Here is a 26,934-nt window from a genome sequence, read left to right as displayed (position 1 = left end):
AATGTGATTACTGATTTCTGTAAGTGCAAATCTAAAAACAATATTAATATTTAGGCTTGTGTGCCTAAATAAAATTTCATTCTTCATCCCACCTTTGGCATATGCCTTTGGAGCCAAATGAGCAAAAATATTTAAATGATTTTGGTGCTAAAGTTCGTGAGCTACGAACAAGCAAAGGATTGTCTATGCAACAACTTGCTAATGTAGCTGGAATAGAATTATCTCAAGTCTACCGAATAGAAAAAGGTAAAATCAATCCAAAGCTTACCACAATAATTCTTTTAACCGAAGCACTTGACACAGTCATAGAAAAACTAATTACTACAACTTAAACTCTCTCTCTCAAGCAAATCAGCGTCCATATTCAACTATCAGGTAATTCACTAATTTATACCTAACTGCTAAAATTTGTTACGTCTGGAGCATCTAAAATATATTCGGATACAAAGCCTAAAAAAATGAGCCTGAATCAGAACGACCCAAGCTCATTAACTTTAATAGTCAGAGTATTTACTTTTATTTATGCAGCCAATTGATAAATTTCTTCATCTTCTCTTTTAAATTTTGGTACAAGACCAAATTTCAGCAATTCGCTTTCAATTAGTCTCTCTGCAAAAAATAAGTCCTCTTCGTTATTACAAATTATAGCATCATGAAGAGTAAATACAATCTTACCAAGCTTATACATTGTCTTCCAAACTGTATCGACTAATATTGAAGCTTCGAATTTTTGTAGCTTTATTGCAAATTCATTGTGCTTTTTTTCCTTTAGCTTACAAATAATATCGAATACATTAGGGAATTCTTTTTTGAATGCTTTTTTTATCGCAGTCATGCGGTTAGAATTTTTTGAAAACCATACTTCAGCAAAAACCTTCTTTTTAAACTCACCTCTCTCATCAGAATTGAGAAAATTAACGCCGACACTGGCAGCAATAGTTTCGTAAAACATACCTGACTCAGCTAACCTTTGAAAAATCCTAACATCTTCTGGTAAGTTAAATAAGCCTACACCACTTATTTTCGCCCAATATTTATGTAGTAAAGGTACAGTGAGTAGAATTTGTGAGTTACTTATGTCTGTCATTAACATTGGCTTACCATTAATGTTAACATACTTGCGGTGCTCCCTAGGTAAAGAGGTTAAGTTTGTATATACCCTGCTTTTAACGTCGGGCCTTTTTGAGTAATAATGACCACTGTAGATTGCCTTGATTCCAATATCAGACGGTTCTACAAAAAAATCTACTTCATTAGATAGTATTCCGTATTTTTTTTCTAAATATGACTTTCCTAACTCATTTAACGATATGTATTTATTTAGCATTTCTAGCTGCCCAGTAAAGCTTTTTATTTCATCATTATGTTCTTTAATCTTTTTCATTAAAGCTGAATCAGAAGCGCAGAAATCATGGTGATTAACTTTGTCGTTAGCAATTGATTCATGAAGTTTGTAGCTAGCTGAATATTCATTCAATTTAGCATCCCGGACTTTTACAATAAACTTAAATCGTTCCAATGTTTTTAAAACATTTTTAACATCCGAACCTTTACCAAATAACATAGTTAATAATTCTGTATTCATCGGTACACCCATTAAGTATTCATCTTTTCTGAATATACTTACATAATTTAGCCTATGCATAATGTATAAATGCTTTAATTGGATTGGAATTGAAATTTTACCTCTCATTGTTTTAACATCACTACAAATTCTATTGTAGACTGATCTTTGTAATATGAATACCACTTAAATTTTGTATTAAAAATTTGTTTAAGCGATTTTAAGTTGCGTTTTAACTTTATAAAGTATATTATCATTATATATCTTCCCTATAACGTTGTACAATTTGTTAATTTATTTAATTTTGACTCAACTGAGCAGCATTTTTCGCATTCATTTTTCCTGCATGGTTAGCATTTTTAGCGATAAAAAATAACAGATGGGTCGGAATTTTTATTCAGGACCATCTGTTATTTATTTCCTAAAGTAATCGTGATAGTGAGTTATTAAATCATTTTCGAGGGCACTGATTATATCGTACATTAGGAACTGTTGCTCATCAAAAAAGCAGATATGGTTACGGCAGTTTTTATTTAGGCAAACAATAATTTTAAGTCGTTTAGAATTATCTTCAGCGTCGCAGACTATAAAATTTCTCTCTAAATAATTCGAAGGGGTATGCCAACTCAAATTGCTGAATCGGGTTCCTGGAAACGCCTGTGGTAACCAACTACAAAAAATTGCATCGGCCATTTCCACGAAACATCCCCCGTAATATCCTGTTAAGGAATCTGGCAGGGTAGGTAGATTTGCATACGAACTATGTATAATATGGCTTACCTGACCTAGTTCAGTATCTTGATCATATTTATTCAAATTATGTTTGAATAGATTTGTGCAGTTAGTATGAATTACATTGTGCTCATATTTTGATAGCAATTGGTAATGACCAAATTTATATTCTAGCGAATTCGATGCTAAAATTTCTGTTTTTCTCTTACTACGAAACGTTGGGGTTTCGTTTGGTTTTAATTTGATAGTGTTGTTGTTCATTTTATGTTAATTCAATTAAAGTTTGTGAACGGTTTTAACTTTACGTTTTTGAAGGATCCTAAAAAGTTTTGTTGAGGATGAATCTGGATGATCCTTCATAGCTATGTGGGGTAATTCTCCAACTAGCTTGTTAATATGATTTTCGATTAAATACCTATAATCAAGTAAAACCATTTCAGTCGATGCGGAAAGGGAATTAGTTGGATCAGTAAAGCTGTAGTTTTTGCTTACGGTGCAAGCCATTTATTTAAATGGTTATGTTGCACACCATGGGTGAATTAATGGTGGCTACGAAATTTTTTGAGATTCAGTTTCCTGAAATCATCACCGTTTTTTTAAATGCGATCTGAGAATTGGTAGAGTTATTCTCGCTTTTTTCAAGTTTAAAAATAATTTCCGTGATTAAAAAATATTTTTTATAATAGATGAAAAACGAATACGATGAATGGAAAGTTAGGGATTTATGCACGACAGTCAAGGGATAAAGGTACGGGAGGGTCAATTGAAGATCAGATTTTAAAAGGCAAGCTTAAGGCAGATGAGTTAGAAATGGAATATCAGACCTACGTTGATAAGGGTAAATCAGCTGCAACCGATGTTTTAAAAAATAGGCCAGAATTTTCAAACCTTTTAGACGATATTCAAAAGGGTATAATTACAGCTGTATTTGTTTACGATAATTCTAGGTTGACTAGGAACACTGATACAAATTTTAGAATAAAAAAGCTCTTCAAAGAGCACAATATTATACTTTATTCTGAAATTGAAGGATCAACTGATTTCGCAGATAAGACATCGATATTCATGAGTGATATTCGCGCTTTATTTAACATGAAGTATGTAGATGATACGTCACTGAAAATTATTTCTGTTTTGAAAAATAATGCTAAAAACGGAAGAGCTCCTTCTGGGGTAATAAAACCTTTCGGTTATACATCAGATGACAATAAAATGCTGATTATTGACAACGATGAGGCACAAATAGTGAAGTTAATTTATAAACTATCGAAGGAGGGATATGGAAGCTCAAAAATTTCTAAGCTTTTAAACGAAAAAGGAATAAAAACTAAAACCCATAGACTTATTTTACAAAAGAAAATCGGGCAAGTTAAGGGTTCATCATTTAATAAGGATACGGCAAATCATTTAAGATCTTGGGCGCCAAATACAGTATTAAGCATTCTCAAGAATCCATTGTATAAAGGGATAAGATTACACAAAGGAGAGGAATTCCGAGCGCCAAAAATTATAAATGAAATTCTTTGGGAAGAGGTTCAATTGCAAATAAGAAATAACCAGAACGCTCCTGGTCTTTCGAAGCATAAATATCTTCTCAAAAATTTATGTATATGCGGCCGATGTGGATCAGCATTTTGTGGTCGAACTAGATTAAGTAAAAAAGATCACTATTACTATTGTTCTTCAAGGGTAAAAACTATATCTAAGTGTGGAATTAGAAGTATTAATATTGATACTTTAGAAAATTTGGTTTGGTCTGTTGTTTCAACAAGTGATTTTTTAATTTCAAAGGCGAAGGCAGAAGTGGACAACTTGAAAACCCCAATAGCTAAAGAAAAACTTCACGAAGAGAAAAGAGGATATGAAAATAAAATTGCTTCGTTAAAGAGGGCAAGGCAAAATATCTTGTCATTAATAAACTCCGAAGATTTAACTTTAGAAGAAGCGCAGAATCAGCTTTCCGCAAATAAAGTACAAACTGATAGAATCTATAATAGTCTGTTAGATATTGATTTTAAATTGAAAGAAGAAGCACAACTAATCCGATCAATTGACTATGCTGCTAAGTTTTTAGAAAATTGGGACGACCTCGTCTTCACGGAAGATTTTGAAATCAAATATTCTTTTGTACGATTATTTATTGAGAAAATCATAATTCATTTCGATGATGTACAAGAAGTTTATACAATTGAAATCAAAGCAAAAATACCTACTGTTGAGGCAACCAAAGAATTTAAAATTAATGTAAAGGGTGATATAATTGATGATGAGAATCAAAAAAATCATGATAGTAATACAAAAAATGATCAAAGTGTAGAAGTTAACAACGACTCGGTAATTTCACAAGGTGCTGATATACAGCATAATAATAGGATGAATGTTACTCCTCCAAAATCAACACCGTTACATCAGAAATAGTATGGTGTGGCGAACGATAAGGACGAACCGTCATCAGTGCATCAGCTGCCGATAGTTTCCCGGCAACAGAATGAATCTTTGTCGTTTCTAAGGCCTCATATAAATTTAGCGGTGGCAAGATCGTAGGTAAACGCTTGGCTAACATGGTTTTTCCTGCACCTGGCGGACCGATTAAAATCACATTATGGCCACCTGCGGCGGCAATTTCCAAAGCACGTTTAATGTTCTCCTGCCCCTTAACGTCAGCAAAATTATGTTCGTAATTGCTAATATTTTTTAGAAATTCTTCCCGGGTATTAATTTTAACCTGCTCTAAAGGTTCGCTTTTGTTAAAAAAAGCAATTACCTGGGCCAATGTTTCTACGCCGTAAGCAATTAAGCCATCAACAATTGCTGCTTCGCGGACATTTTGCTTTGGTAAAATAAAACCTTTAAATCCATCTTGTTGTGCCTGAATGGCGATGGGCAAAGCGCCTTTTATCGGTTGTATGGCACCATCGAGTGATAACTCACCCATGATAAAATAATTTTCCAGATCTTCTGAAGGGATTTGACCTGAAGCCGCCAAAATTCCAATCGCAATAGGTAAATCGTAAGCAGAGCCTTCTTTTCTAATATCTGCCGGAGCCAGATTAACCACAATTTTTTGGCGGGGCATTCTGAAACCTGCCACATGAATGGCACTTTCTACCCTTTGCAAACTTTCTTTAACCGCATTATCAGGCAAACCCACCATGTAATATTTGTTGCCTGCACTAATGCTTACTTCGATCGTTATGGTTAGGGCATTCACACCATAAACTGCACTCCCGTATGTTTTTACAAGCATTAACTTAGTCTCGAAAATGAAGCGGGATGTTATATTATTCGGGGATGAATATTTGGTTTTCTAATATAAAAAGAAATATCTAAATACCGTTGGTTGAAACCAACGGTAATGAAAAATGAAATGTTGCAAATTAGACCTATAAGGTTTTCAAAACCTTATAGGTCTTGGATTAAAAAAAATCCCAACCATTTCTGATTGGGATTTTCAAATATTTACAATAAGCTATTTTCGCTTTAAGCTTTAGTCTTTCTGCTTTAAGCTCAAGCCCTACCTTCTGCCCATTGGCATTTTCGGCATACCTTTCATCATTGCTGCTGCGGCTGCAGGGTTCGAAAACTGCTTCATCATTTTGCGCATATCTTCAAACTGCTTAATTAACTTCGTAACCTCTTCAACTTTGCTGCCCGAACCTTTTGCAATACGTAAACGGCGGCTTTGTTGAATCGCATCAGGGTTTTCCTTTTCAAATGGGGTCATCGAGTTGATAATCGCTTCGATCGATTTGAATGCATCATCCTGAATATCCACATTCTTCATCATTTTGCCCACACCCGGAATCATACCCATCAAATCTTTCATATTACCCATCTTCTTAATCTGCTGAATCTGGTTGTAAAAATCATTGAAATCGAATTTATTTTTGCGGATTTTCTTCTGTAATTCTGCAGCTTCTTTCTCGTCAAACTGCATCTGAGCTCGTTCAACAAGTGAAACCACATCACCCATACCTAAAATACGCGATGCCATACGGTCTGGATAAAACACATCAAGTGCTTCCATTTTTTCGCCCGTACCAATAAATTTAATCGGTTTGTTCACTACCGATTTAATCGAAAGCGCCGCACCACCACGGGTATCACCATCTAATTTGGTTAAAACAACACCCGTAAAATCTAATCTATCGTTAAATACTTTTGCTGTATTTACCGCATCCTGACCGGTCATCGAATCCACCACGAATAAAATTTCGTGTGGTTGCGTTTTGGCTTTAACTTCCGAAATCTCGTTCATTAACGATTCGTCAATCGCTAAACGACCAGCCGTATCAATAATAATTACATTATTTCCGTTTTGTTTACCATGCGCAATACCTTCCAAAGCAATACCAACCGGATCGTTCGATTCGCGGTTCGCATAAACCGAAACACCAACCGAAGTTCCTAAAACCTCCAATTGATCTACCGCCGCAGGGCGATACATATCACCCGCAACCAATAAAGGTTTTTTACCCTTACCTTTTAAATGCAGCGCCAGTTTACCTGCAAAAGTAGTTTTACCCGCACCATTTAAACCGGCAATTAAAATAACAGTTGGGTTTGCTTTGGTCTCAAGTTCGGTAACCTCGCCACCCATTAAGGCAGCAAGCTCATCGTTCATAATTTTGGTTAACAATTGGCCCGGCGAAACCGCTGTTAATACGTTTTGTCCTAATGCTTTTTGTCTAACCTCATCCGTAAAAGATTTAGCTGTTTTATAGTTAACATCGGCATCTAATAACGCTTTACGAATCTCTTTCATGGTTTCTGCCACGTTAATTTCCGTAATGCTGCCTTGTCCTTTTAATACTTTAAATGCTCTGTCTAGCTTGTCCTGTAAATTATCAAACATGTTTTTTTAAGCTATAAGCTATTTACCCACGGTAAAAGCCAATGTTTTTAATAAAAGGCAAATGTATCAAATTTTGATTGTAAATCGCTGCACCTCAAAGTCAAAAATCTTTTTTTGAAAATGAAGGTGCAGCAGCTTTTGGCAGCCTTTAGTCCCGCCATACACTACAATCTTTTTGTTTTAAACCTCGCAGGTTTTAAAAACCTGCGAGGTTTGCAAAAAGTATTTCCGTTGCTGTCGGGTTTAGAAACAGCGGCCGGCTGGCAACCGTTACAGAAAGCATCATTTTGGCCAATTAGCCCTGGGTGCAGCGGTACCCTGCAGCGAGGAAGGTACTGACGAAGCGAAGCGTACAAGCGAAACACAGGAAGCAACTGAGTTTAATGCAGCAATTGGCGCTTCAAAAACCTAAAATAATTTTCAAAATGTGCAACATTTACAATAGTTGGTAGTCTTATGCTTACCAAACTAAACTTATGAAATTCTATCTAACCTTTTTGTTAGGGTTATCTATGGGCCTTGCTTTTGCCCAAGATCCTGCTAAACAAAAGGAATTGCAAGCAGTAAGAACCGCTGAAACCCCTAAAATTGATGGTGTTTTAGATGATGCTTGCTGGATAAATGTACCTATTGCTACAGATTTTTTTGAAATCAGACCGGTGCCGGGAAGGGTAGAAAAAAAAGATCGCCGCACCGAAATGAAGGTGCTTTATGATGATGTGGCCATTTATGTTTACGCCCGGATGTATGACGATCAGGATAGCGTTTCACACGAACTGGGTTTCACGCGACAACATTGGAAATGCCGATTTCATTTCCATCATTGTTGATCCGTTTTACGATAAAATGAATGGTAACGGATTTTTTGTTACCGCTGCCGGTGTTCAGTTTGATGCCAAATACTCGCAGGTTGGCGATGAAGACCCCAACTGGAATGCCGTTTGGGAAAGTGCTGTAAAAATCGATAATCTGGGCTGGACCTGTGAAATGAAAATTCCTTATTCGGCTTTGCGGTTCTCTGGCAAGGATGTTCAAAACTGGGGCTTAAATTTTAGCAGGAGAATTCAACGCACCAATATTCAAACGTTTTGGAATTTTGTGAACCCAACCGTTAACGGTTTCATTAACCAGGAAGGGCTATGGACAGGCATTAAAGATATTAAACCACCACTTCGACTCTCATTTTCGCCCTATATTTCGGCTTATGTAAACCATTATCCAGCAAATATTCCAGGGGTAAAGAATACAACTTCGCGTTTTAACGGAGGCATGGATGTAAAGTATGGCATTAATAACAGTTTTACTTTAGACATGACTTTGGTGCCCGATTTTGGCCAGGTGCAATCTGATAACCGGATTTTGAACCTCACGCCTTTTGAAGTAAAGTTTAACGAAAATCGTCAGTTTTTTACGGAAGGAACCGAGCTTTTTAACAAAGGCGATTTATTTTACTCCAAACGCATCGGCTCCATTCCATCGTATTACAATTATTCAGGAGTAGGGCAAAACGATAAAATTATTAAAGATCAAAAAGAAGCAAAAGTTTTAAATGCCACCAAAATATCCGGCCGCACAGCTAAAGGGTTGGGAATTGGAATTTTTAATGCCATTACCAACGGCATGCAAACTGAAGTGGAAGATGCCAACGGAAACCTTCGTGAGGTGGAAACCCAACCCTTAACCAATTACAATATCCTGGTTTTTGATCAATCATTAAAAAATAACAGTTCGGCAACTTTTATTCACACGAATGTATTACGCCAGGGTTCTGCTTACGATGCAAATGTAAGCGCCTTGCTTTTTAATCTGAATAATAAAGGCAACAAATATTTTATTAACGGGGGTGCTAAAATGAGTTACTTACGTGGCGAAGAAACCAGCACAGGCTACAGTTATTCGCTACGTTTAGGAAAGCAAAGCGGCAACTTTACCTGGAGTTACAACCAGGTACTTGCCGACGATAAATTTGACCCATCGGATATGGGCTTTTTTACCAATAACAATTTTTTGGATCAGCGGGTTGGCTTCGGGTATAATGTTTTTAAGCCAAGCAAATGGTATAACGAGTGGCAAAGTTGGTTTAGTACAACTTATTCAAGAAGGGTTAACCCAGGCGATTATCAAAGCTATGGAATTGAAACCGGCTCATACGTAAGGTTTAAAAATTTGTGGTCTGCTGAGATTAATGCAAACTATAATGCAAAACGCAATGATTTCTACGAAGCCAGAAACGGCCAGGTTTACAAAGCACCTGAAAATTTTGGAATCGGCCTTTACATCAACCCCAATAGGGCAAAAGCCTATAATTTTGGTGGAAACATTCGTTATTTTGAACAACAGCTTTTTAAGGGTAAGGAATATAACTTTTACCTGTTCCAAAACTTCCGCTTAAATGATAAAGTAGCTTTCGGATTAGATTTAAACTTCAACCCTAACTACAACTATGTAAACTGGGTGACTTCGCAGGGCAGTCAGGCCATTTTTTCGAGGTATGACAGGCGAACAGTCGAAAACTCTTTCGATGCAAAATATACTTTTACTAATTTAATGGGGGTAACAGTTGTACTCAGACATTATTGGAGCGATCGGCGCAACAAGGAATTTTATCTTTTAAAACCTGATGGAAACTTGACCGATTACCAGGGGCCAGCTTTAACCGGAACGGATAGAAACTACAATGTGTTTAACATTGATTTGATTTATACCTGGCAGTTTGCTCCCGGAAGCACGCTTTCGGTATCTTACAAAGACGCTGCAGAAACCTATGATTCTTATTTTACGCAGCGCTATAACCGCAATTTGAATGGCATTTTATCCGCACCACAAAATAATAGCCTATCGGTAAAAGTGCTGTATTTTGTCGATTACCTCGACTTAAAAAAGAAACGTAAAAGGGTTTAATTTAACCAGATAATCCCCGACTCCAGACTAAAGACTTCAAACTCCCGACTTTCTTTACCGCGGGAAAACGAACGCAAAACCCAACGCCAAAGTCTGGCTGGCCTGAACCTTGGCATCTGTATCCGTATCATACAAGATTACACCTGTTAAACTTGTATTCATGAAACGGTTAATTTTTGCCGTCAGCGCAACATCCAATCTGTGGTCAATTCGCTTTACCGCAATATCTTCATAAGGAATAAACATGGCATAACGAGCTTTCAGGTTGGTATTTTTGAAAATATCTTTATCAAAGGCACTCACCACCTGGAAAGCGAGCTCATTTCTGAAATGTTTGCCTTTATCTACACCAAACACATTTTTCTTATTATCGTATACAGCCGTATCTAAAACGAAAGTCTGGCGGGCTGTACCGGTACCAATTCGGGTAGAGAAATATTTATTTGGCTTATACTCAAAACCGATAGATTCTGTTAAATAACCCGGCGACATAAATCTGGAAATTAAAACTTGCTGTTCTTCACCGTTACCGTCTCTAAAATATCGGTAACCGCTATCAAACTGCGATTCAAAGTTTACCGAGCCGAAGAAAAACCAGTTTTTCGATAATTGAAAAGAAGCTTTGTTATCCCAAAAAATACGGTCATTGGTTTTCTTCTGCAACTGGTCTTTATTTTTGATTTTACCATATTGCAAAATAACCTCACTTACGTAACTATAGCTGGCTTTGTTGTATTCTGCTTTCCAGTTTAGTAAACCACCAACAGCAACAGAGTTTACACCACCACCCTTCCAGTTATCACTAAATTGTGCCTGGTTTACATTAATGCCAATAGAAGTTTTGGTTTTCCAGTAGTTTACCTTCGCATTTACAACAAACGGTGGGATTTTTACCGGTTCAAAATTTAACGGCCCCTGCCTGCTCGGTAAAGGACTACGTTTAAGCTTTATATTCAGGTCTTTTGTATTGATGGGAACGGTATCAATTACCTGTGCATATAACTTTGTGGAGCAGATACTTAGAATAAGGATTAGGGCAGCTAAACAATTCTTCATTGGATACAAAGAAAAAGAAAAAATCTATAGATAAAAAGGTTTTAACAAAATGAATATCTGATTTGCAGTAACCAATGTGCCGAATGCAGCTTACTATATCGATTTAACCCAACCATACCAGCTCCCGTTGCCGAGGTAATTTAAGTCACTTTCATGGCGGTAAGCTTCTTGCTCAAAAATGATTTTACGGTAGGCCACGTGGTGTTTTTTGTAAATGATCAAATTAAACAAATAATTGATAATGTAACACACATAAAATGGAATAATCAGCAATTCAAGCTGTTGCCTTAAATGAATTTTTTCATGATTAATAATCTCTTTGTCGGCCTTAAGACTTTTAGATTTCAACAGAATAAACGGAAATATAGCCATACCGGCCGCAGGCAATTTCTTAACGATGATAATGGGCGCTCTCACAATTTTTCAATTGTTAGTTTCGGTAATGCAGGCAATTGCAAAGCCTTTGGATTCATGCGATAGCTCCTGTAAGCATTTCGGATAAACACATTAAAGGCATAATCATCAGCATCAAGTACAAACTGATAGGTTGGCCGGTATTGTTGCATGAAATCAGTGAGCTCGGTTTCTTTAATGTTTAAAACCTGCTGCACCAATGAAGCATTAAAACGGTAATCGATCAGGTCTTCGCGATAATCTTTCTCTAAAATCTTCTGTAAATGACGGGCATTTCTACCCTGGCGGCTCAATAAATTATAAATCGCATCAATGCCTAATCCAACGCCACCAGTTCCTAAATTCAGTAGATCTTTACTGCTACCTTTCATGGTTTGGTAGCGGTATTCGCTTACCGATTTCTCGTATTGTTGCTGTGGGGTTAATCTCTTTTGCGCAATCACCACATCCCTTAACCTGATGCCCAATGATTTCAATTGAAAATAAGCTGCGGTTTGCCCCTTAAAAACAATGGTGTCAACTCCATAACCAGCTAGCGCAGCCACTAAAGTATCTCCAGGATTGGCATAAGTGCTAAATTCACCCTTGGTATTGTTGTACAATCCATCACCTGTTCTAATGTTGTAGATGTAAACCTTGGCCAGCCGTTGCTTCGTTTCCTTATCAATAACGATTCCCTGCACAGGTTTTGTTTGTGCCAAAAGCGATGTAGCCAAGCTGAAGAATAAAATGAAGGCAACAAAAAGTTTCATGTGTTTACAAAACTACAAATATCTGGCAGGCAATGTTTACCATTAACATTATTTAACCTTAAGCACCTGGCCAAGTTTAATGCCATCGGTAGTCATTTCGTTTAACATTTTCAGTTCATCAACCGATAAGTTGAAGCGTTTGGCGATATTATAAAGGGTATCGCCTTTAATAACGGTATAAGTGCCATCTGCTAAAATCGGCTTTGCGCCAGGCGGCGGGGTATCAACAGGCGTAAATTTCTTTTTCTCCTGCGGGATGTTTTGGTTGATTTCGGTAAAAACCCGGTCTTCACGGGCAATTTTTTGTTTCTCGCTTTCTGATTGGTCATACTGATAAAGCTGGTACTTTTCAATCATATTAATTAGTAAATCAGGATATTTTGGATTGGTGGCATAACCTGCAGTTTTTAAGCCTTGTGCCCAGCTTTTATAATCATTTTTATCCAGCTGGAATAAGAAGCTGTAACGTTTGCGTTTTAAAAACTCAGAGTGATCCTTAAACGATTCGCGGGCATCTTTATATACCCTGAAACAATCATTTTTTTGGTCGTCATCACGGAAATAATTTTTTCCTCTCCAGTCAGAAGTGCATTTAATGCCGAAGTGGTTATTTGCATATTTTGCTAGATCGCTGTTTCCACTGCCTGATTCCAGAATGCCTTGTGCCAGCGTAATACTGGCCGGAATACCAAAGGCGTTCATCTCTTCTATCGCCACTGCTTTAAATTCATCAATATAACTTAAAGTGTTGTAACTTTTATAGCTGTTGTTATTGGCTTTATTGGCCGCCTTCTCAATCTGTTTATTGTTTTTAGAAAATTTTCTTGAACTGCATGAACTGGCAAAAGCTAAAATGATGAACAGAAATGATAAACGGTAAGATAAATGCATTTTATGGTTAATTATTGAAATGGTTAACTGGTTATTTGGAGGGGCAACTTGAAAAGGTATTTGGTAACTTTTAAAACTTAAGCTTCTGCCCTGGCTTTAGGCTTACTTTTTTAAGACCGTTTTTTTTCATTAGTGCTTTAACAGTTGTGCCTTTCTTTTTAGCGATAGCACCCAGGTTGTCTCCAGCTTTTACGGTATATGTTCTTGAGGCTGTTCTTTTTTTGCGGTGATAAACCGGAACCTTGCTTACCGGTTCTACATAATCTTCAGGGCGTTCATCGTATTGATAAAGATTGTATTTGTTTACCATGGCAATCACCTGGCTGGCCCAGGTGCGGCTGCGGGCATACCCCGATCGTTGAATTCCCCTGGCCCATCCTTTATAATCATACTGATCATATTTATCGAACAAGCTGTTAAAAGGCGCTCGGGTTTCCATAAGCTCCACAAAATGATTGTATGATTCTTCATCACTTTCGTAATCGCGGTAAGCAGAGCGGATTTCTTCGTTGTTATTTGGGCCTTTCACGCCAAAATGATTGTTTAAATGTTGTGCAATCCGGCTGTTTCCGGCGGCAGATTCATGAATGGCTACCGCCAAAATAATACTGGCAGGAATTTTATGGTCACGCATTAATTCCTGTGCAACTTCTACATGTTCTGCAATATAATCTTCTGTGTCTTGTGCTTTGGCTGTAATTACACTTAAAAGTAAAAGGCAAAAAGTAAGTATATTTTTCATCTTTGTTTTTTTTGCCGTCATTGTGAGGTACAATGCAATCTTTTGAACGAGATTGCTTCGTGCCTCGCAAATGACGAATTTTTGTTTTGGTTAAATGTTTAACTGTTGGTAACGATTAATGGTAACTCAATTCCGTTAAATAGTTTCGCAATTGTTCAGTTAACCCAGTTTCCTGATCACGAACAGCCCATCTCTCACGGGTAATATTAATTTTTCAACCCGCTCATCTGCAGCTATTTTATCATTAAAACTAGTGATATTTTTGGTGTCTTTGTCTTGCTTTTCCTGAAGTACTTTTCCACTCCATAGTACGTTATCCACAATGATGATTCCTCCCGGACGAACACGTTCGAAAACTAAATCGTAATAAGTACCATTGTTTTTCTTATCGGCGTCAATGAAAACGATATCGAAAACTTCATCCAGTTGATTTAAGGTTTCGTTTGCATCGCCCAAAATGTATTTGATTTTGGTGTTCAGGGGAGATTTTTCAAAATTAGCCCGAACCATATCTTCCAGTTCGGCATTAATATCCAATGTGTAAATGATTCCATCTGCTGATAATCCTTCAGCTAAACAAAGGGTTGCATAACCGGTAAAGGTGCCAATTTCCAGAATTCTTTTTGGCGAAACCATTTTGCTAAGCATACTTAAAACCCTGCCCTGATAATGGCCGGAGAGCATTCTTGGCATTAAAACTTTTAAGTTTGTTTCCCGGTCAATGTGTTGAAGCAACTCGCTTTCGGGTTCGCAGTAGTTAATTAATAATTGTTGTAAATCGTCGTTTATCAGGCTCATGTATTGGGTTATAAACGGTGGGTTTCCATAAAATATTGTAAAATGATGGTCGCGGCAATGGTATCTACCCGATCTTTATTTTGTCTGTCGGTCTTTTTCAGGCCACTTTGCATAATGGCCTGATGTGCCATTTTCGAGGTGAAACGTTCATCAACCCAGTGCTGCGGGATAGTTGGAAAAGATTTTTTTAACAAGGTTGAAAAACCTTTAACATGTTGTTTGGAATCAGAGTCTGATCCATCCATTTGTTTCGGATCGCCCAGAACAAAAGCTTCCACCTGTTCGGCAAGTAAATATTTTTTAATGTACTCAATGGCATCTTTAGGGTGAACGGTATCCAGTCCCGTTGCAATAATTTGCAAAGGATCGGTTACTGCAATGCCGATGCGTTTTGTTCCAAAATCAAATGCCAGTATTCGAGCCATAAAATATTTAAAAGTTCAAAGGTAAGGTTTTTTAAGAAATGGGTTTTTGCTGGCAAAAATGTGGTGACTTTTCCCCCTATTTCAACACTGGTAGCGTTGGTATTCAGCCAATAAGCAGTGTATAAAGCTGCTAACGGCATTTGGCAAAATTGGCTGATGATTTGTAAAGTTTAGCTGAATCAAACAAAAAAAAATGAAAATAAAATTTACAAAATCATTAAGCCTTATTGCTGCAATGGGCTTATTATCATTAAACAGTTTTGCGCAAAAGGTAAATCAAGCAGATGATGCAGAAAAAAACCTGGTGAAGTTAAATCTTCCGTCACTGGCCATGAAAACACTTCATGTTCAATACGAAAGAGCCATTTTTGGTAAAACCAGTGTAGGCTTAGGAGTTAGGATGATGCCGAAAGGTTCTTTGCCTTTTAGTTCATCTTTCGACAGCATTGATGATCAATTGGGAAGTTTAGAGATGGGGAATTTTGCCATCACCCCTGAGATTAAATTTTACATGGGTAAGGGTGTTTTTAAAGGTTTTTACATTGCCCCGTTTTTAAAATATGCAAACTATAATGCCTCTATTAACTACGAATTTAATTCTAACAATAGAACAGAAATGATTCCATTAAGTGGAAAATTGAATACCTATACCGCTGGTGTTTTATTTGGTGCGCAATGGGAAATTGCAAATAAGTTTTATTTAGATTGGTCAATTTTTGGTCCTCAGTACGGAATTTCTCGTGGAAATTTATCAGGAACAAAATCATTATCGGCACAGGAGCAAAAAGATTTGAAAAATGAGTTAGACGGTATCGATTTACCAGTAGGCAATGTTTCAAGTACAGTAACTGCTAATGGTGCAGTGGTAGATTTTAAAGGCCCATGGGCCGGTATTCGAGCCAATATCGGTATTGGTTACAGATTTTAATCACTAAGATAATTTATAATTGGCTGCTCAAATTTGGGCGGCCTTTTTTCTGTTTGCCGTTTTGGAAAAAAGGCCGTTGTAAATAAACCCTATTGCAGCGGCATCCTTTTATTGTTACAGCTTATTGAATGCCTGTCGGATCATTCACAATAAAAGATATAGCGGAAAGAGGGACCGGACTGAACAAAAGCATTACCGGAGCCTGCTTTTCGACAGCTAATTTTTGTCTTGAAAATTTAAAATTAGCCTGTTCCGAAACAAGTTCACTGCGATGAAGCGGTGAATATCATATCTATTTCTTATTTTGCACCAAATGCAGTTTAAAGAAATCATCGGGCAAGACAAGGTTAAGCAACAATTGGTGCAAACGGTTAAAGAAAACCGTGTAAGCCATGCGCAGCTTTTTTTGTCGCCGGCTGGTTCGGGTGCTGTACCGTTAGCAATTGCTTATGCGCAGTATATCAACTGTTTAGATAAGCGTGAAACCGACAGCTGCGGCGAATGTTCGAGCTGTAGAAAGTACGAACGTCTGATTCATCCCGATTTGCATTTTTCTTACCCATTTTTTGCGTCAGCCAGTACCAAAACGGCTGTTGATGTACTGGAAGATTGGCGAAACATGTTGCTGCAAGATCCTTATTTCGATATGGATATTTGGCGATCGAAGCTGGATGCTGCCAATAAACAAGCCAATATTCCGATTGCAGAATGCCACGATATTATAAAAAAACTGAGTTACAAAGCTTTTGAAGCCGAAACAAAGGTTTTAATTATGTGGCTGCCCGAGTATTTAGATAAAGCGGGAAATGCTTTGTTGAAATTAATTGAGGAACCGCCTGCCAATACGCTGTTTATTTTAATTGCGCAAAGTCAGGACCAAATTTTAACCACCATTTTATCGCGAACGCAAATTGTTAAAATTCCTAAATTATCTGGCGAAGAGGTTTCAAATTATTTGTTAAATTCAAGAGGCTTAACTGAACATCAGGCAATCGATTATTCCTTCCTTGCCGATGGAAATTTGATTGAGGCAAAAGCCTTGGCTGCCGATACGCAGAGTGACAGTTCGGGAACTTTTACAGCCTGGTTAAGGATGGGTTTTGGAAATAAAGTACCCGATTTAATCGATTTTACGGATGACGCCGCGAAGTGGGGAAGAGAAAATCAAAAGAATTTTTTAAAATACGGCGTAAATTATTTACGCGAATGCTGCCTGATTTTAAGTGGAGCAGAAGGGCTGGTAAAACTGCCCCCGTTAACATTTGAAACAGCAAAAAAGCTAAGTACACATGTGCTTACCTTGCCTATGGCCGAAGCCATTATTGGCGAACTGGAAAAAGCACATTACCACATCGAAAGGAATGCAAACCCTAAAATTCTGTTTTTAGATGTATCTTTACAGTTGGTAAAAATTATAAAGTTTAAAACGCTCCCTGCGGGGACTCAATATATATACAATTAGATATGGGATGTGGAAGTTGTTCAACAGGTGGTGGTTGCACCCCTAATGGATGCAAAAGTAATGGCTCATGTGGCACCGGTGGGTGTCAAACAATGGAAGTTCACGATTGGCTATCCAACCTGGATATGCCTTCAAATTATAAACCGTTTCAGGTTACAGAAATAAAATTCAAAGGATCGCGTAAAGAGTTTTTCCTCAATAACGATAATATTTATTTAGAAATTGGCGAGTTGGTTGCTGTTGAAGGGCCAACCGGCGGTTTTGATGTAGGGCATGTTTCGTTAACTGGAGAGCTGGTGCGTATCCAGATGAAACGCCGTAAAACGGCGCTAGACCAGGTTACAAAGAAAATTTATCGCAAAGCAACAGAAGCTGATGTAGAGAAATGGAATGCAGCCAAAGGAATGGAATGGGAAACCATGCATAAAGCCCGTAAATTGGCACTGGATTTACGTTTGCAGATGAAAATTAGCGATGTAGATTACCAGGCCGATAAAACGAAGGCTACATTTTTTTATACTGCTGATGGTCGCGTTGATTTTCGTGAGCTGATTAAAAAAATGGCCGAAAGTTTCCGTATTCGCATTGAAATGCGTCAGATCGGGATGCGTCAGGAAGCCGGTAGATTGGGCGGAATTGGCTCTTGTGGCCGAGAATTGTGTTGTTCTACCTGGTTAACCAACTTTAAAACCGTTTCTACAGCGGCGGCCCGCTATCAAAACCTTTCTTTAAACACTTTAAAGCTTGCCGGACAATGCGGTAAGTTGAAATGTTGTTTAAACTATGAGCTCGACACTTATTTAGATGCGTTGAAAGATATTCCCGATCGCATTGAAAATTTAGATACTGAAGCAGGTTATGCCCGTCACCAGAAAACCGATATTTTCAAAAAGATCATGTGGTTTAGCTATCAGGGCGATGAAAACTGGATTCCGGTGAAAGCCGCCCGGGTAAAAGAAATCATGGCGATGAATAAGGCTGGCAAAAAGGCGCCTAATTTGAAAGAAGAAGCTGTTCAGATTGCTGCTCCGGTGGTAGTGGAGAAATCTTTCGATTACGAAAATGTAGTGGGTCAGGATAGTTTAACCCGTTTGGATGAACGTTCTAAAGGCAGAAATAACCAAAACCGCAACCAGAAAAACCGTAACCAGAAAAACGATAACCGAAGAGAACGTGTTCCTGTTGGTGATAAAAATGCAGGGCCAAACAACAAGACTCAACAATCAGGACCAAAACCTCAGCAAGGCGGCAAACCTCAGCAGAACGGGCCCCGCCCGCAACAAAATGCTGGGCCAAAGCCTCAAGGCGGCAATCAGAAACCGCAACAACAAGCCGTGCCTAAGCCACAGCATGTTCAGGGTCCAAAACCACAGGGAAACCATCCGAAGCCACAACAGCAAAAGCCTGTTGCTAAAGCCGAAAACGAATTGAATGTGGAGGGGGCAAAGCCTGAGCAAAGCAAAAATAAAAACCGAAATAACCGTAGGAAAAACAATAACCGCCGAAACAATAACAATGGTTCAGAGAATAAACCTGCTGCTGAATAAAAAGATAAAGCACTTGTTCAGCTTTATATTGGTGGCGATTCTTTTTATGGGATGCACCGCTAGCGTTGTTGATAGTAATGTAGAAATCCCGGATCGCAAATGGACTTATAGAAATCATATTAGGGTGCCATTTGAAATTAAGGATAACAAAAAGGCGTACAACGTTTATTTTAAGTTAAGGCATACTGCAGAATATAGGTACGCTAATATCTTTGTTCTTGCCCATGTTAAAGACGGAAAAGGCGTGCTTAACCAGCGGTTTGAATTTCAATTGGCTAAAAGTGATGGCGAATGGCTGGGCAGTGGATCAGGGAATGTCTTTAGTTATACGCTGCCGATGTTCGAAAATTACCGTTTTCCGAGAAATGGAAAGTTTGAGATTGAAATTGAACAAAACATGCGAGATAATCCTTTGGCGGAAGTGAGTGATGCAGGTGTTTTAATAGAAGAAGTGAAGTAATTTCCTTTGAAGCACGTTACGGTTATTCACATCACAACTGCGGAAAAATACGATCAATTGAACATCCTGAAAAAACGGAACAACTTATTAAAGAACTTGTTATTAATATGTGAAAATGTGTTTCGACAAGCTCAACATGACGAGATGCTTTTGTTCTATACCTTAGCTTTGTGACCTCTGCGCTTTTTCTCTGCGCACTTTGCGGTTAATGCGTTACAAATACTGCAATAAACTTTCCAATTTCATTCCTCGTGAACCTTTCAGTAAAACCAGGTTATTTGCAACGGAATTTTCTTGCAGATAGGCTGCCGCTTCAGCAGGAGTTTCAAAGAATAATGCATCAAATTCATCTTTAAACGCAAAAAAATGTTTCCCGATTAGGATGATTTGATCTAACCCACTTTCAGTAGCTTGTTTGGCAATAAGTTGATGTTGCGTGGAAGATTCGGGGCCGAGCTCGAACATATCACCTAATATGGCTGTTTTTTTGCCTGCTGATAACACGGCGATATTGTTTAATGCAGCGGTCATGCTGCTGGGGTTAGCGTTGTAAAAATCGCAGATCACGGTATTTTTATCTGTTGTTGTTAATTGTGAGCGGTTATTTTTGGGCTCATAATTTGCCAAACCCTTGTTGATCTGTTCGGGATTCATATCAAAAAAATCGCCAATACAAATGGCAGCCAATATATTCTCGAAATTATAACTGCCAGTTAAATGCGTTTTAACAGATGATTCCACCTCATGATTAGTCCACTCCACTTCTATTAATGGGTCACTGCTTTTCAAACTTCCTTTTATGGTGTTGCCGTTTTCGGTGCCGTAATAAATGAGCTTACTTAATCCAGAAACAGCACTCATTTCCATTAGATGATTATTATCCCTATTAATAAAGGTGTAGCCATTCGTTTCTTTCAAATAGGCATAAAGCTCTGCTTTTCCTTTTTTAACCCCTTCAAAACCGCCAAAACCATCCAAATGGGCCATGCCCACATTGGTAATAATGCCATGAGTGGGCTGTGCAATGCTACAAAGTAATTCAATTTCTTTTTGATGATTTGCACCCATTTCAATTACTGCAATTTCAACATTTGCTGTAATTGATAAGATAGAAAGCGGCACCCCAATTTGGTTATTTAAATTTCCAAACGTTGCAAAAGTTTTAAATTTTTCAGCCAACACTGCATTAATTAATTCTTTACTGGTTGTTTTCCCATTGCTACCCGTAAGTCCGATTACCGGAATATTCAATTGTTTACGATGGTGGCGGGCTAAATCCTGTAAAGCCAGCAATACATCATTAACCAACAAACATTTATCGTTTACAGCAAAAATCTCTTCATCAATTACTGCAAATGATGCCCCTTTTTCAATGGCTTGCGCAGCAAATTCATTTGCATTGAAATATTCACCTTTTAGGGCAAAAAAGATACAACCTGGTGTAATGTTTCGGGTATCTGTTGAAATAACCGGGTTTTTAAGAAAATGGAGGTATAGTTGCGCTGTTGTAATCATGTTCTTCGTAAAATATATGCTGTAAAATTAAGCTTTAGCATTAACAAAAAGCAAAATTACTACATTAGATAAAATTTATTGTTCCCATGAAGAAAAGCTTAACTTTTTGCCTGTTTTTAATTGCTTCGGTATTTGTTGCAACCGCTCAAATAAAATCTCCCGATGATTTTTTAGGTTACGAGCTCGGATCACATTTTACTCCTCATTATAAAGTGGTGGATTATTTCAGACAAACGGCCACGGCTTCACCAAAAAACATAAAACTTATTGAATATGGCAAAACCAATGAAGGTAGGCCATTACTCGCTGTAGCGATATCATCTGCAGAAAATATCTCGAGATTAGAGCAAATCCGCGTGAACAATCTGAAATTGACGACCGGAAGCGATAATACTGTGGATCTTAAATCGCAGCCTGCACTGGTTTGGTTAAGCTACAATGTTCACGGAAATGAGGCAAACTCTACCGAAACTTCAATGAAAATGCTGTATACCTTAGCTTCAGGTCAAAATGCCCAGGCCAATGAATGGATGAAAAATACGGTTGTAGTCATCGACCCTTGTTTAAATCCCGATGGTAGAGACCGTTATGTAAACTATTTTAATAGCGTGGTAGGTAAAACACCGAATTCAGATCCTACCTCCCGCGAGCACATCGAGCCCTGGCCAGGTGGTCGCCCTAACCATTATTACTTCGATTTAAACCGCGACTGGGCCTGGCAAACACAGATCGAAAGCAAGCAAAGATTAGCACTCTATAATAACTGGATGCCTCAGGTGCATGTCGATTTCCATGAACAAAGTTATAACGAGCCGTATTATTTTGCACCAGCGGCCGAACCTGTTCACCAGGATATTACCTCATGGCAAAGAAGTTTCCAGGTAGTAGTGGGTAAAAACAATGCAAAATATTTTGATGCAGAAGGATGGCAATATTTTACAAAAGAGCGCTTCGATTTACTTTATCCGTCTTATGGTGATACCTATCCCTTGTATAATGGCGCCATCGGCATGACTTATGAACAAGGTGGCATCAGGGCAGGATTGTCTGTTGTGACAAACAATGGCGATACCTTAACTTTAAAAGACCGTATCGCACACCATTTCGCAACAGGAATGTCAACAGTTGAAGTATCTTCTCAAAATCAAGGCAAGTTGCTGGAAGAATATAAAAAGTATTTTCAGCAGGGAATGAACACGGCTCCTGGTATTTATAAAACCTATGTTGTTAAAGCCAGCAATTTATCAAGGTTGAAAAAGTTATCAGAATTACTGACAAAGAACAAGATTCAATTTGCCTATGGTGCAGATAAAAGCGGAAAGGGCTACGACTATGATACACAAAAAGAAGAAAATTTTAATGTTGATCGGAATGATCTGGTCATTAATGTATTACAGCCGAGAGCAGTTTTGGCTAACGTACTGATGGAACCGCAGACTTTCGTAGCTGATTCTAATACTTATGACATTACAGCCTGGGCATTACCTTATGTATATGGATTAAAAGCTTATGCCAGTAAAGAAAGTTTTAAGGGTAAATACCCGGATTTAGCAGTGCCTGACGAAACATCGAATGATCTTGATAAACCATTAGCCTGGTTGTTTGCCTGGGGCGCTGCCGAAAATGTACAGGTGCTAATTGATTTACAGAAAGAAAATATAAAGGTAAGGCAGTCTGATCAGCCTTTTACCGTTTCAGGTAGAGATTACCCTGCAGGAACATTGATTGTTTTAAGGGCGGAAAATGAAAAACTCATAAAAGGATTAAAAGAAAAGTTGGTAGCGATTGCCAGAAAATTTGATAAACCCATCAGAGGTATATCCAGCGGCTTTGTAGAAAAAGGCAAAGATTTTGGTTCAAATGTATATCCGATACTGAAACAACCTAAAATTGCAATCGTTTCTGGTGCCGAAGTTTCTTCGCTGGCTTTTGGTGAAGCCTGGTTTTACCTGGAGCATGATTTAAATCTATCGCCAAGCATTATCAACGCAAAAGATATCAATAACCTTGATATTAACAAAGTCAATACCTTAATTCTTCCAGATGGAAGTTACAGTGCTTTTGTAGGTGATGGCCTTAGCTCCTGGTTAAATAAGGGTGGGAAATTAATTTTAATGGAAGATGCCATTGAAAGTGTGCTGGATAAAAAAGGTTTTGACATTAAAAAGAAGGAAGTGGTGGTTAAAAAAGATGAAAAACCAGAACCAAGTAAACTTCTGTTTAAAAATAAAGATAAAGATGATTTCGAATTTGCCATTCCGGGTGCTATTTATAAAGTAAATTTAGATGCTTCGCACCCATTTTCTTATGGATTAGGAAAATTTTATTATTCCCTTAAAACCGATCGAAAAGTATATGAGCCCTTTTCTAAAGGCTGGAACGTTGGTCAAATCAATGAAAAAAGCTTAATGGCGGGCGTAGTTGGGAAAAAAGTACGCGAAGAATTAAAGTCAGGATTACTTGTTGGTGTTCAGGATTTTGGCAGAGGACAAGTAGTTTATTTGGCAAATGATCCGCTTTTTAGAAATTTTTGGGAAAGTGGAAAGACTCTTTTTGGGAATATCCTATTTTGTAGTTATTAATCATACAAAAAAATAATATTATGTAAGCGTTATGTTAATCAAACATAGCGCTTTGTTGTATTTATTAACATTTATTAGGCGGTTTTGTCATATTTTGAAAAGAATGTTAAAAATTGTTAAAATAAATTTGGTGGTATAGTCAACTAACTATATTTTAGCATTTTATTACGAATCATTAACTAACCTATTTTCAAATTATGAAAAAACTTCTACAAAGTTTGTTCATTCTTATGTTCGTTGCGTTCGGCGCAATGGCACAAGAGAGAACAGTAACTGGTACGGTTACAGCTCAGGAAGATGGCTTGCCAATTCCTGGTGTATCTGTCAGAGTTAAAGAGGTATCTAACCTCGGTACACAAACTAGCGGCGACGGAAAGTTCACGCTTAGAGTGCCAGCAAATGGAAAAACCCTTGTATTTACTTATTTAGGGTATGCAACTAAAGAAGTTGCGATTTCATCTTCAAACGTATCTGTTGCTTTACAATCTGATACAAAATCATTAAACGAAGTTGTGGTAACTGCGGGTGGTCTATCTGCTACTAAAGCACAATTAGGTACTGCTTCAACTACAGTAAAAGCAGAACAACTTACACAAGCTAAACCTACAAACGTAGCGGCTGCATTGTCTGGTAAGGTTGCTGGTTTACAACTAAATGTTGTTGGTAGTGGTGTTAACCCATCATATCGTTTGGTATTAAGGGGTAATCGTTCATTATTAGGAAATAACCAGGCTTTGGTTGTTGTTGATAATGTAATTGTACCTAGTTCCATTTTAGGAAACCTAAATCCTGATGACATTGAAGATTTACAGGTATTAAATGGTGGTGGTGCTGCTGCGCTTTATGGTTCTGAGGCATCTAACGGTGCATTGATCATTACTACTAAAAAGGGTAAAAGAGGAACTACTACTTATAAAGTTGGTCAAACAACTAATGCAGAGTGGGTAAGTTTTTATCCTAAATTACAGGATAGATTTGGTTCAGGAGCAGATTCTGATATTCAAATTTATACCGCTCATGAAAATCAACAGTATGGTCCTGCATTTGATGGTGTTCCAAGAGTAATTGGTGATCCTTTAGAAAATGGTGCCATTCAAACTGTTCCTTATGCCTACAATGATTCTAAGTATAAGTTCTGGGAAACTGGTCTTACCAACATGACTGATTTTAATATGTCAACTGGTGATGAGAAATCATTAACATTTTTATCAGCGCAATATTTAGATGCAACGGGAACCACTCCTAAAGATGCTTTTAATCGTTTTACATTGCGTTTGAATGGTGACAGAGATTTCGGTAAAGGAGTAAGCATGTCATTCAACGCTAACTACGTTCAAAATAGATATAACATTACAACCGCGACTGCCACTATTTACGATCAGTTAATGCAGACGCCTGGTAACATTGTGGTAACAGATTACAAAGACTGGCAAAACAATCCATTTGCTAATCCAGATGGATATTACAATGCTTACTATCAAAATCCATACTATACGTTAGATACACAACGTCAAAATGTTAGAAATGATTATTTGACTGGTAATGTTGATTTGAAATATAAACCATTAGATTGGTTGAGATTTTTATATCGTGTGAACATCACTTCTCAAAACGCATCTAACAAAAACTGGGTAGATAAATTTGTAAGATCAGCTTATACTAAATCTTTACAATTATCATCATTGAAAAACAATGATATCGCAGGTAGTGTGTCAGACGGAGAATCTTTCTCTAACCAAATTTTAACAGAGTTTCAAACAAACGTTAATAAGAAATTAACTGAAGATTTAAGATTAGATATCACAGTTGGTGCAAGTTTAAGAAGTAACACTGCTAAAAACATTGGTGTTGCAGCTTCTGGTTTAACTTTCCAAGGCTTATTTAACATAGCTGCTCGTACAGCCGCGAACATTACTGGTTCAGAAAGCAACTCTAAAGTAAATCAACAAGCGGTTTATGGAGATATGAGGTTAAGTTTCAAAGATTACTTATACTTACACGCAACAGCTCGTAACGATTGGTTTTCTACTTTACCAACAGCAAACAGATCATTATTCTATCCATCAGTTGATGCTTCATTCATTGCAACCAATGCAATTGATGCTTTAAAAGACAGCAAATTCCTTAATGTATTAAAATTAAGAGCTGGTTATACTACTGTAGGTAACGTTAACTTAGGTGCTTATCAGTTGTTAACTACTTTTGGTCAAACTGGTGGTTATCCGTATAACAATAACCCTGGTTATGCAATAGGTTCACAAACTGTTAATCCAAACTTAAAACCTGAGAAAACTCAAGGTGTTGAGGGTGGTATCGATGCAGAATTCTGGGATAACAGAATTAGCTTAAGCAGTACATTATATTACACAAGTACAACTGATCAAATCGTTCCTGTTGCTATTTCTTCTGCTTCAGGTTTCTCTACTTACTTAACCAACACAGGTGAAGTAACCAACTTTGGTTCTGAGAATACATTAAATGTTGTGGCTTACCGCAATACAGATTGGGAAGTTGGCGTTGGTGTAAACTATAGCTATTATGATAACAAGGTAAAATCAATCAGTGATGCAGTTACAAGATTAAACCTATCAACTGGCGGTAACGCTCAGGTAGTTGCTGAAGCTGGTCAAACTTACCCAATGTTAAGAGGTACAGATTACAAACGTGATGCTCAAGGTCGTGTGATTGTTGATGCTAGAACAGGTTACCCTTCTGCTACAGAATCTGGTGTGATATTAGGTAACTCTAGTCCAAAACATATCCTTGGTGCTAACCTTTCAGTAAAATATAAATCATTAAGATTAGCTGCTGTTGCAGAATACAGAGGTGGTTATATTGTAAACTCTTCAAGTGCTGGTGGTAGTTTTGACTTCTCTGGTTCTGGTTTAAGAACTGTTGCTTATAACAGAGAGCGTTTCGTATTCCCTAACTCATCTTATTTAGATCCGGTTACAAATCAATATGTTGCCAATACAAGTGTAACAGTTAGAGATGGTGGTGCTGGTTTCTGGCCTTCATCAGCCTACAATACAGGTATCGCTTCAAACTACACTTACAGTGGTGCTTACTGGAAAATCCGTGAGGTTAGCTTATCATGGGATTTACCAAAATCATGGTTAGGTGATATGAAAGTTGTGAAAGGAATTAACATTGCAGCGCAAGGAAGAAACTTATTCTTATTTGTACCGAAAGAAAACATTTATACAGATCCTGATTTCATCTTAGGAAACAACGCGATTGGTATTAGCACATTAAGCTTTACGCCGCCAACTCGTTTCTTTGGTGGTTCAGTTTCAGTAACATTCTAATT

General features: G+C 37.7%; 20 protein-coding genes and 1 pseudogene. 10 read left to right on the top strand and 11 right to left on the bottom strand.

The features are described from left to right. The first annotated feature begins 101 nt into the window (after positions 1 to 101). Complete coding sequence (locus R2Q70_RS09475) at positions 102 to 332, top strand: helix-turn-helix transcriptional regulator (protein WP_316807367.1); 231 nt, start codon at positions 102 to 104, stop codon at positions 330 to 332. Positions 333 to 520: 188 nt separating this feature from the next. On the opposite strand, the gene R2Q70_RS09470 is transcribed toward R2Q70_RS09475, so the two are convergent. Next, the gene (locus R2Q70_RS09470; protein ID WP_316807366.1) at positions 521 to 1,693 is read right to left on the bottom strand and encodes a hypothetical protein; all 1,173 of its coding nucleotides are present in this window, start codon (positions 1,691 to 1,693) and stop codon (positions 521 to 523) included. 1,305 nt (positions 1,694 to 2,998) lie between these two features. Here R2Q70_RS09470 and R2Q70_RS09465 point away from each other — a divergent pair. Continuing rightward, a complete protein-coding gene (locus R2Q70_RS09465) occupies positions 2,999 to 4,714 on the top strand; it encodes a recombinase family protein (protein WP_316807365.1) in 1,716 nt (571 codons plus the stop codon). Here R2Q70_RS09465 and R2Q70_RS09460 read toward each other — a convergent pair. Further along, positions 4,692 to 5,543: pseudogene (locus R2Q70_RS09460) on the bottom strand (YifB family Mg chelatase-like AAA ATPase); the annotation flags it as partial. The gene R2Q70_RS09465 and the pseudogene R2Q70_RS09460 overlap by 23 nt on opposite strands. 267 nt (positions 5,544 to 5,810) lie before the next feature. Then, on the bottom strand, positions 5,811 to 7,151 hold the full coding sequence (gene ffh, locus R2Q70_RS09455; RefSeq protein WP_316807364.1) for a signal recognition particle protein: 1,341 nt from the start codon (positions 7,149 to 7,151) through the stop codon (positions 5,811 to 5,813). A gap of 476 nt (positions 7,152 to 7,627) precedes the next feature. On the opposite strand from ffh, the gene R2Q70_RS09450 reads away from it, so the two are divergent. Beyond that, positions 7,628 to 7,981, top strand: a complete 354-nt coding sequence (locus tag R2Q70_RS09450) for a sugar-binding protein (RefSeq protein WP_316807363.1) — start codon at positions 7,628 to 7,630, stop codon at positions 7,979 to 7,981. Then, a complete protein-coding gene (locus R2Q70_RS09445; RefSeq protein WP_316807362.1) occupies positions 7,899 to 10,052 on the top strand; it encodes a DUF5916 domain-containing protein in 2,154 nt (717 codons plus the stop codon). Before R2Q70_RS09450 ends, R2Q70_RS09445 begins: the two co-directional genes overlap by 83 nt. Positions 10,053 to 10,106: 54 nt before the next feature. On the opposite strand, the gene R2Q70_RS09440 is transcribed toward R2Q70_RS09445, so the two are convergent. The 7 genes from R2Q70_RS09440 to ruvX all read right to left on the bottom strand — a co-directional run bounded on the left by R2Q70_RS09440 (position 10,107) and on the right by ruvX (position 15,130). Beyond that, positions 10,107 to 11,108 (bottom strand): DUF3078 domain-containing protein, encoded by a 1,002-nt coding sequence (locus tag R2Q70_RS09440; RefSeq protein ID WP_316807361.1) that lies wholly within the window; start codon positions 11,106 to 11,108, stop codon positions 10,107 to 10,109. Between the two features lie 93 nt (positions 11,109 to 11,201). Beyond that, the gene (locus R2Q70_RS09435) at positions 11,202 to 11,525 is read right to left on the bottom strand and encodes a hypothetical protein (protein WP_316807360.1); all 324 of its coding nucleotides are present in this window, start codon (positions 11,523 to 11,525) and stop codon (positions 11,202 to 11,204) included. Then, the gene (locus R2Q70_RS09430; protein ID WP_316807359.1) at positions 11,522 to 12,274 is read right to left on the bottom strand and encodes a hypothetical protein; all 753 of its coding nucleotides are present in this window, start codon (positions 12,272 to 12,274) and stop codon (positions 11,522 to 11,524) included. The genes R2Q70_RS09435 and R2Q70_RS09430 overlap by 4 nt, the downstream gene beginning before the upstream one ends. 48 nt (positions 12,275 to 12,322) lie before the next feature. Further along, positions 12,323 to 13,165 carry a glucosaminidase domain-containing protein gene (locus tag R2Q70_RS09425; RefSeq protein WP_316807358.1) on the bottom strand — a complete coding sequence of 281 codons (843 nt, stop codon included), beginning with the start codon at positions 13,163 to 13,165 and terminating at the stop codon, positions 12,323 to 12,325. A 70-nt stretch (positions 13,166 to 13,235) separates the two neighbouring features. After that, entirely contained in the window at positions 13,236 to 13,907 is a 672-nt protein-coding gene (locus R2Q70_RS09420) for a glucosaminidase domain-containing protein (protein ID WP_316807357.1), read from the bottom strand. A 159-nt stretch (positions 13,908 to 14,066) separates the two neighbouring features. Then, positions 14,067 to 14,705, bottom strand: a complete 639-nt coding sequence (locus tag R2Q70_RS09415) for an O-methyltransferase (RefSeq protein ID WP_316807356.1) — start codon at positions 14,703 to 14,705, stop codon at positions 14,067 to 14,069. Positions 14,706 to 14,713: 8 nt separating this feature from the next. Continuing rightward, positions 14,714 to 15,130: a Holliday junction resolvase RuvX gene (ruvX, locus tag R2Q70_RS09410; RefSeq protein ID WP_316807355.1), complete on the bottom strand. Its 417-nt coding sequence runs from the start codon at positions 15,128 to 15,130 to the stop codon at positions 14,714 to 14,716. 193 nt (positions 15,131 to 15,323) lie between these two features. Here ruvX and R2Q70_RS09405 point away from each other — a divergent pair, with 193 nt between their 5' ends. From R2Q70_RS09405 to R2Q70_RS09390, 4 genes are all read left to right on the top strand, one after another. Further along, positions 15,324 to 16,058 carry a DUF3575 domain-containing protein gene (locus tag R2Q70_RS09405; protein ID WP_316807354.1) on the top strand — a complete coding sequence of 245 codons (735 nt, stop codon included), beginning with the start codon at positions 15,324 to 15,326 and terminating at the stop codon, positions 16,056 to 16,058. 313 nt (positions 16,059 to 16,371) lie between these two features. Then, complete coding sequence (locus R2Q70_RS09400) at positions 16,372 to 17,520, top strand: hypothetical protein (RefSeq protein ID WP_316807353.1); 1,149 nt, start codon at positions 16,372 to 16,374, stop codon at positions 17,518 to 17,520. A 2-nt stretch (positions 17,521 to 17,522) separates the two neighbouring features. Continuing rightward, positions 17,523 to 19,067 carry a regulatory iron-sulfur-containing complex subunit RicT gene (ricT, locus tag R2Q70_RS09395; protein WP_316807352.1) on the top strand — a complete coding sequence of 515 codons (1,545 nt, stop codon included), beginning with the start codon at positions 17,523 to 17,525 and terminating at the stop codon, positions 19,065 to 19,067. Continuing rightward, positions 19,036 to 19,527 (top strand): gliding motility lipoprotein GldH, encoded by a 492-nt coding sequence (locus R2Q70_RS09390; protein WP_316807351.1) that lies wholly within the window; start codon positions 19,036 to 19,038, stop codon positions 19,525 to 19,527. Before ricT ends, R2Q70_RS09390 begins: the two co-directional genes overlap by 32 nt. 213 nt (positions 19,528 to 19,740) lie before the next feature. Here R2Q70_RS09390 and R2Q70_RS09385 read toward each other — a convergent pair whose 3' ends face one another. Beyond that, complete coding sequence (locus R2Q70_RS09385) at positions 19,741 to 21,042, bottom strand: UDP-N-acetylmuramoyl-tripeptide--D-alanyl-D-alanine ligase (protein ID WP_316807350.1); 1,302 nt, start codon at positions 21,040 to 21,042, stop codon at positions 19,741 to 19,743. A gap of 86 nt (positions 21,043 to 21,128) precedes the next feature. On the opposite strand from R2Q70_RS09385, the gene R2Q70_RS09380 reads away from it, so the two are divergent. Both R2Q70_RS09380 and R2Q70_RS09375 read left to right on the top strand, forming a co-directional pair. Beyond that, positions 21,129 to 23,624 (top strand): M14 family metallopeptidase, encoded by a 2,496-nt coding sequence (locus R2Q70_RS09380; protein ID WP_316807349.1) that lies wholly within the window; start codon positions 21,129 to 21,131, stop codon positions 23,622 to 23,624. Positions 23,625 to 23,821: 197 nt separating this feature from the next. Further along, positions 23,822 to 26,932, top strand: a complete 3,111-nt coding sequence (locus R2Q70_RS09375) for a SusC/RagA family TonB-linked outer membrane protein (RefSeq protein WP_316807348.1) — start codon at positions 23,822 to 23,824, stop codon at positions 26,930 to 26,932. The last annotated feature ends 2 nt before the right edge of the window (positions 26,933 to 26,934 follow it).

The organism is Pedobacter agri, assembly GCF_032678665.1.
Taxonomy (GTDB): domain Bacteria; phylum Bacteroidota; class Bacteroidia; order Sphingobacteriales; family Sphingobacteriaceae; genus Pedobacter; species Pedobacter agri_A.
The sequence above is the reverse complement of the archived record's forward strand: the minus strand, read 5'-3'. Positions and strand labels throughout refer to the sequence as shown.

Bases quoted from the DNA above. Each gene is read 5' to 3' on its own strand.
- R2Q70_RS09475 (WP_316807367.1), top strand. From the start codon at position 102: ATGCCTTTGGAGCCAAATGAGCAAAAATATTTAAATGATTTTGGTGCT.
- R2Q70_RS09470 (WP_316807366.1), bottom strand. From the start codon at position 1,693: ATGAGAGGTAAAATTTCAATTCCAATCCAATTAAAGCATTTATACATT.
- R2Q70_RS09465 (WP_316807365.1), top strand. From the start codon at position 2,999: ATGAATGGAAAGTTAGGGATTTATGCACGACAGTCAAGGGATAAAGGT.
- ffh (WP_316807364.1), bottom strand. From the start codon at position 7,151: ATGTTTGATAATTTACAGGACAAGCTAGACAGAGCATTTAAAGTATTA.
- R2Q70_RS09450 (WP_316807363.1), top strand. From the start codon at position 7,628: ATGAAATTCTATCTAACCTTTTTGTTAGGGTTATCTATGGGCCTTGCT.
- R2Q70_RS09445 (WP_316807362.1), top strand. From the start codon at position 7,899: ATGACGATCAGGATAGCGTTTCACACGAACTGGGTTTCACGCGACAAC.
- R2Q70_RS09440 (WP_316807361.1), bottom strand. From the start codon at position 11,108: ATGAAGAATTGTTTAGCTGCCCTAATCCTTATTCTAAGTATCTGCTCC.
- R2Q70_RS09430 (WP_316807359.1), bottom strand. From the start codon at position 12,274: ATGAAACTTTTTGTTGCCTTCATTTTATTCTTCAGCTTGGCTACATCG.
- R2Q70_RS09425 (WP_316807358.1), bottom strand. From the start codon at position 13,165: ATGCATTTATCTTACCGTTTATCATTTCTGTTCATCATTTTAGCTTTT.
- R2Q70_RS09420 (WP_316807357.1), bottom strand. From the start codon at position 13,907: ATGAAAAATATACTTACTTTTTGCCTTTTACTTTTAAGTGTAATTACA.
- R2Q70_RS09415 (WP_316807356.1), bottom strand. From the start codon at position 14,705: ATGAGCCTGATAAACGACGATTTACAACAATTATTAATTAACTACTGC.
- ruvX (WP_316807355.1), bottom strand. From the start codon at position 15,130: ATGGCTCGAATACTGGCATTTGATTTTGGAACAAAACGCATCGGCATT.
- R2Q70_RS09405 (WP_316807354.1), top strand. From the start codon at position 15,324: ATGAAAATAAAATTTACAAAATCATTAAGCCTTATTGCTGCAATGGGC.
- R2Q70_RS09400 (WP_316807353.1), top strand. From the start codon at position 16,372: ATGCAGTTTAAAGAAATCATCGGGCAAGACAAGGTTAAGCAACAATTG.
- ricT (WP_316807352.1), top strand. From the start codon at position 17,523: ATGGGATGTGGAAGTTGTTCAACAGGTGGTGGTTGCACCCCTAATGGA.
- R2Q70_RS09390 (WP_316807351.1), top strand. From the start codon at position 19,036: ATGGTTCAGAGAATAAACCTGCTGCTGAATAAAAAGATAAAGCACTTG.
- R2Q70_RS09385 (WP_316807350.1), bottom strand. From the start codon at position 21,042: ATGATTACAACAGCGCAACTATACCTCCATTTTCTTAAAAACCCGGTT.
- R2Q70_RS09380 (WP_316807349.1), top strand. From the start codon at position 21,129: ATGAAGAAAAGCTTAACTTTTTGCCTGTTTTTAATTGCTTCGGTATTT.
- R2Q70_RS09375 (WP_316807348.1), top strand. From the start codon at position 23,822: ATGAAAAAACTTCTACAAAGTTTGTTCATTCTTATGTTCGTTGCGTTC.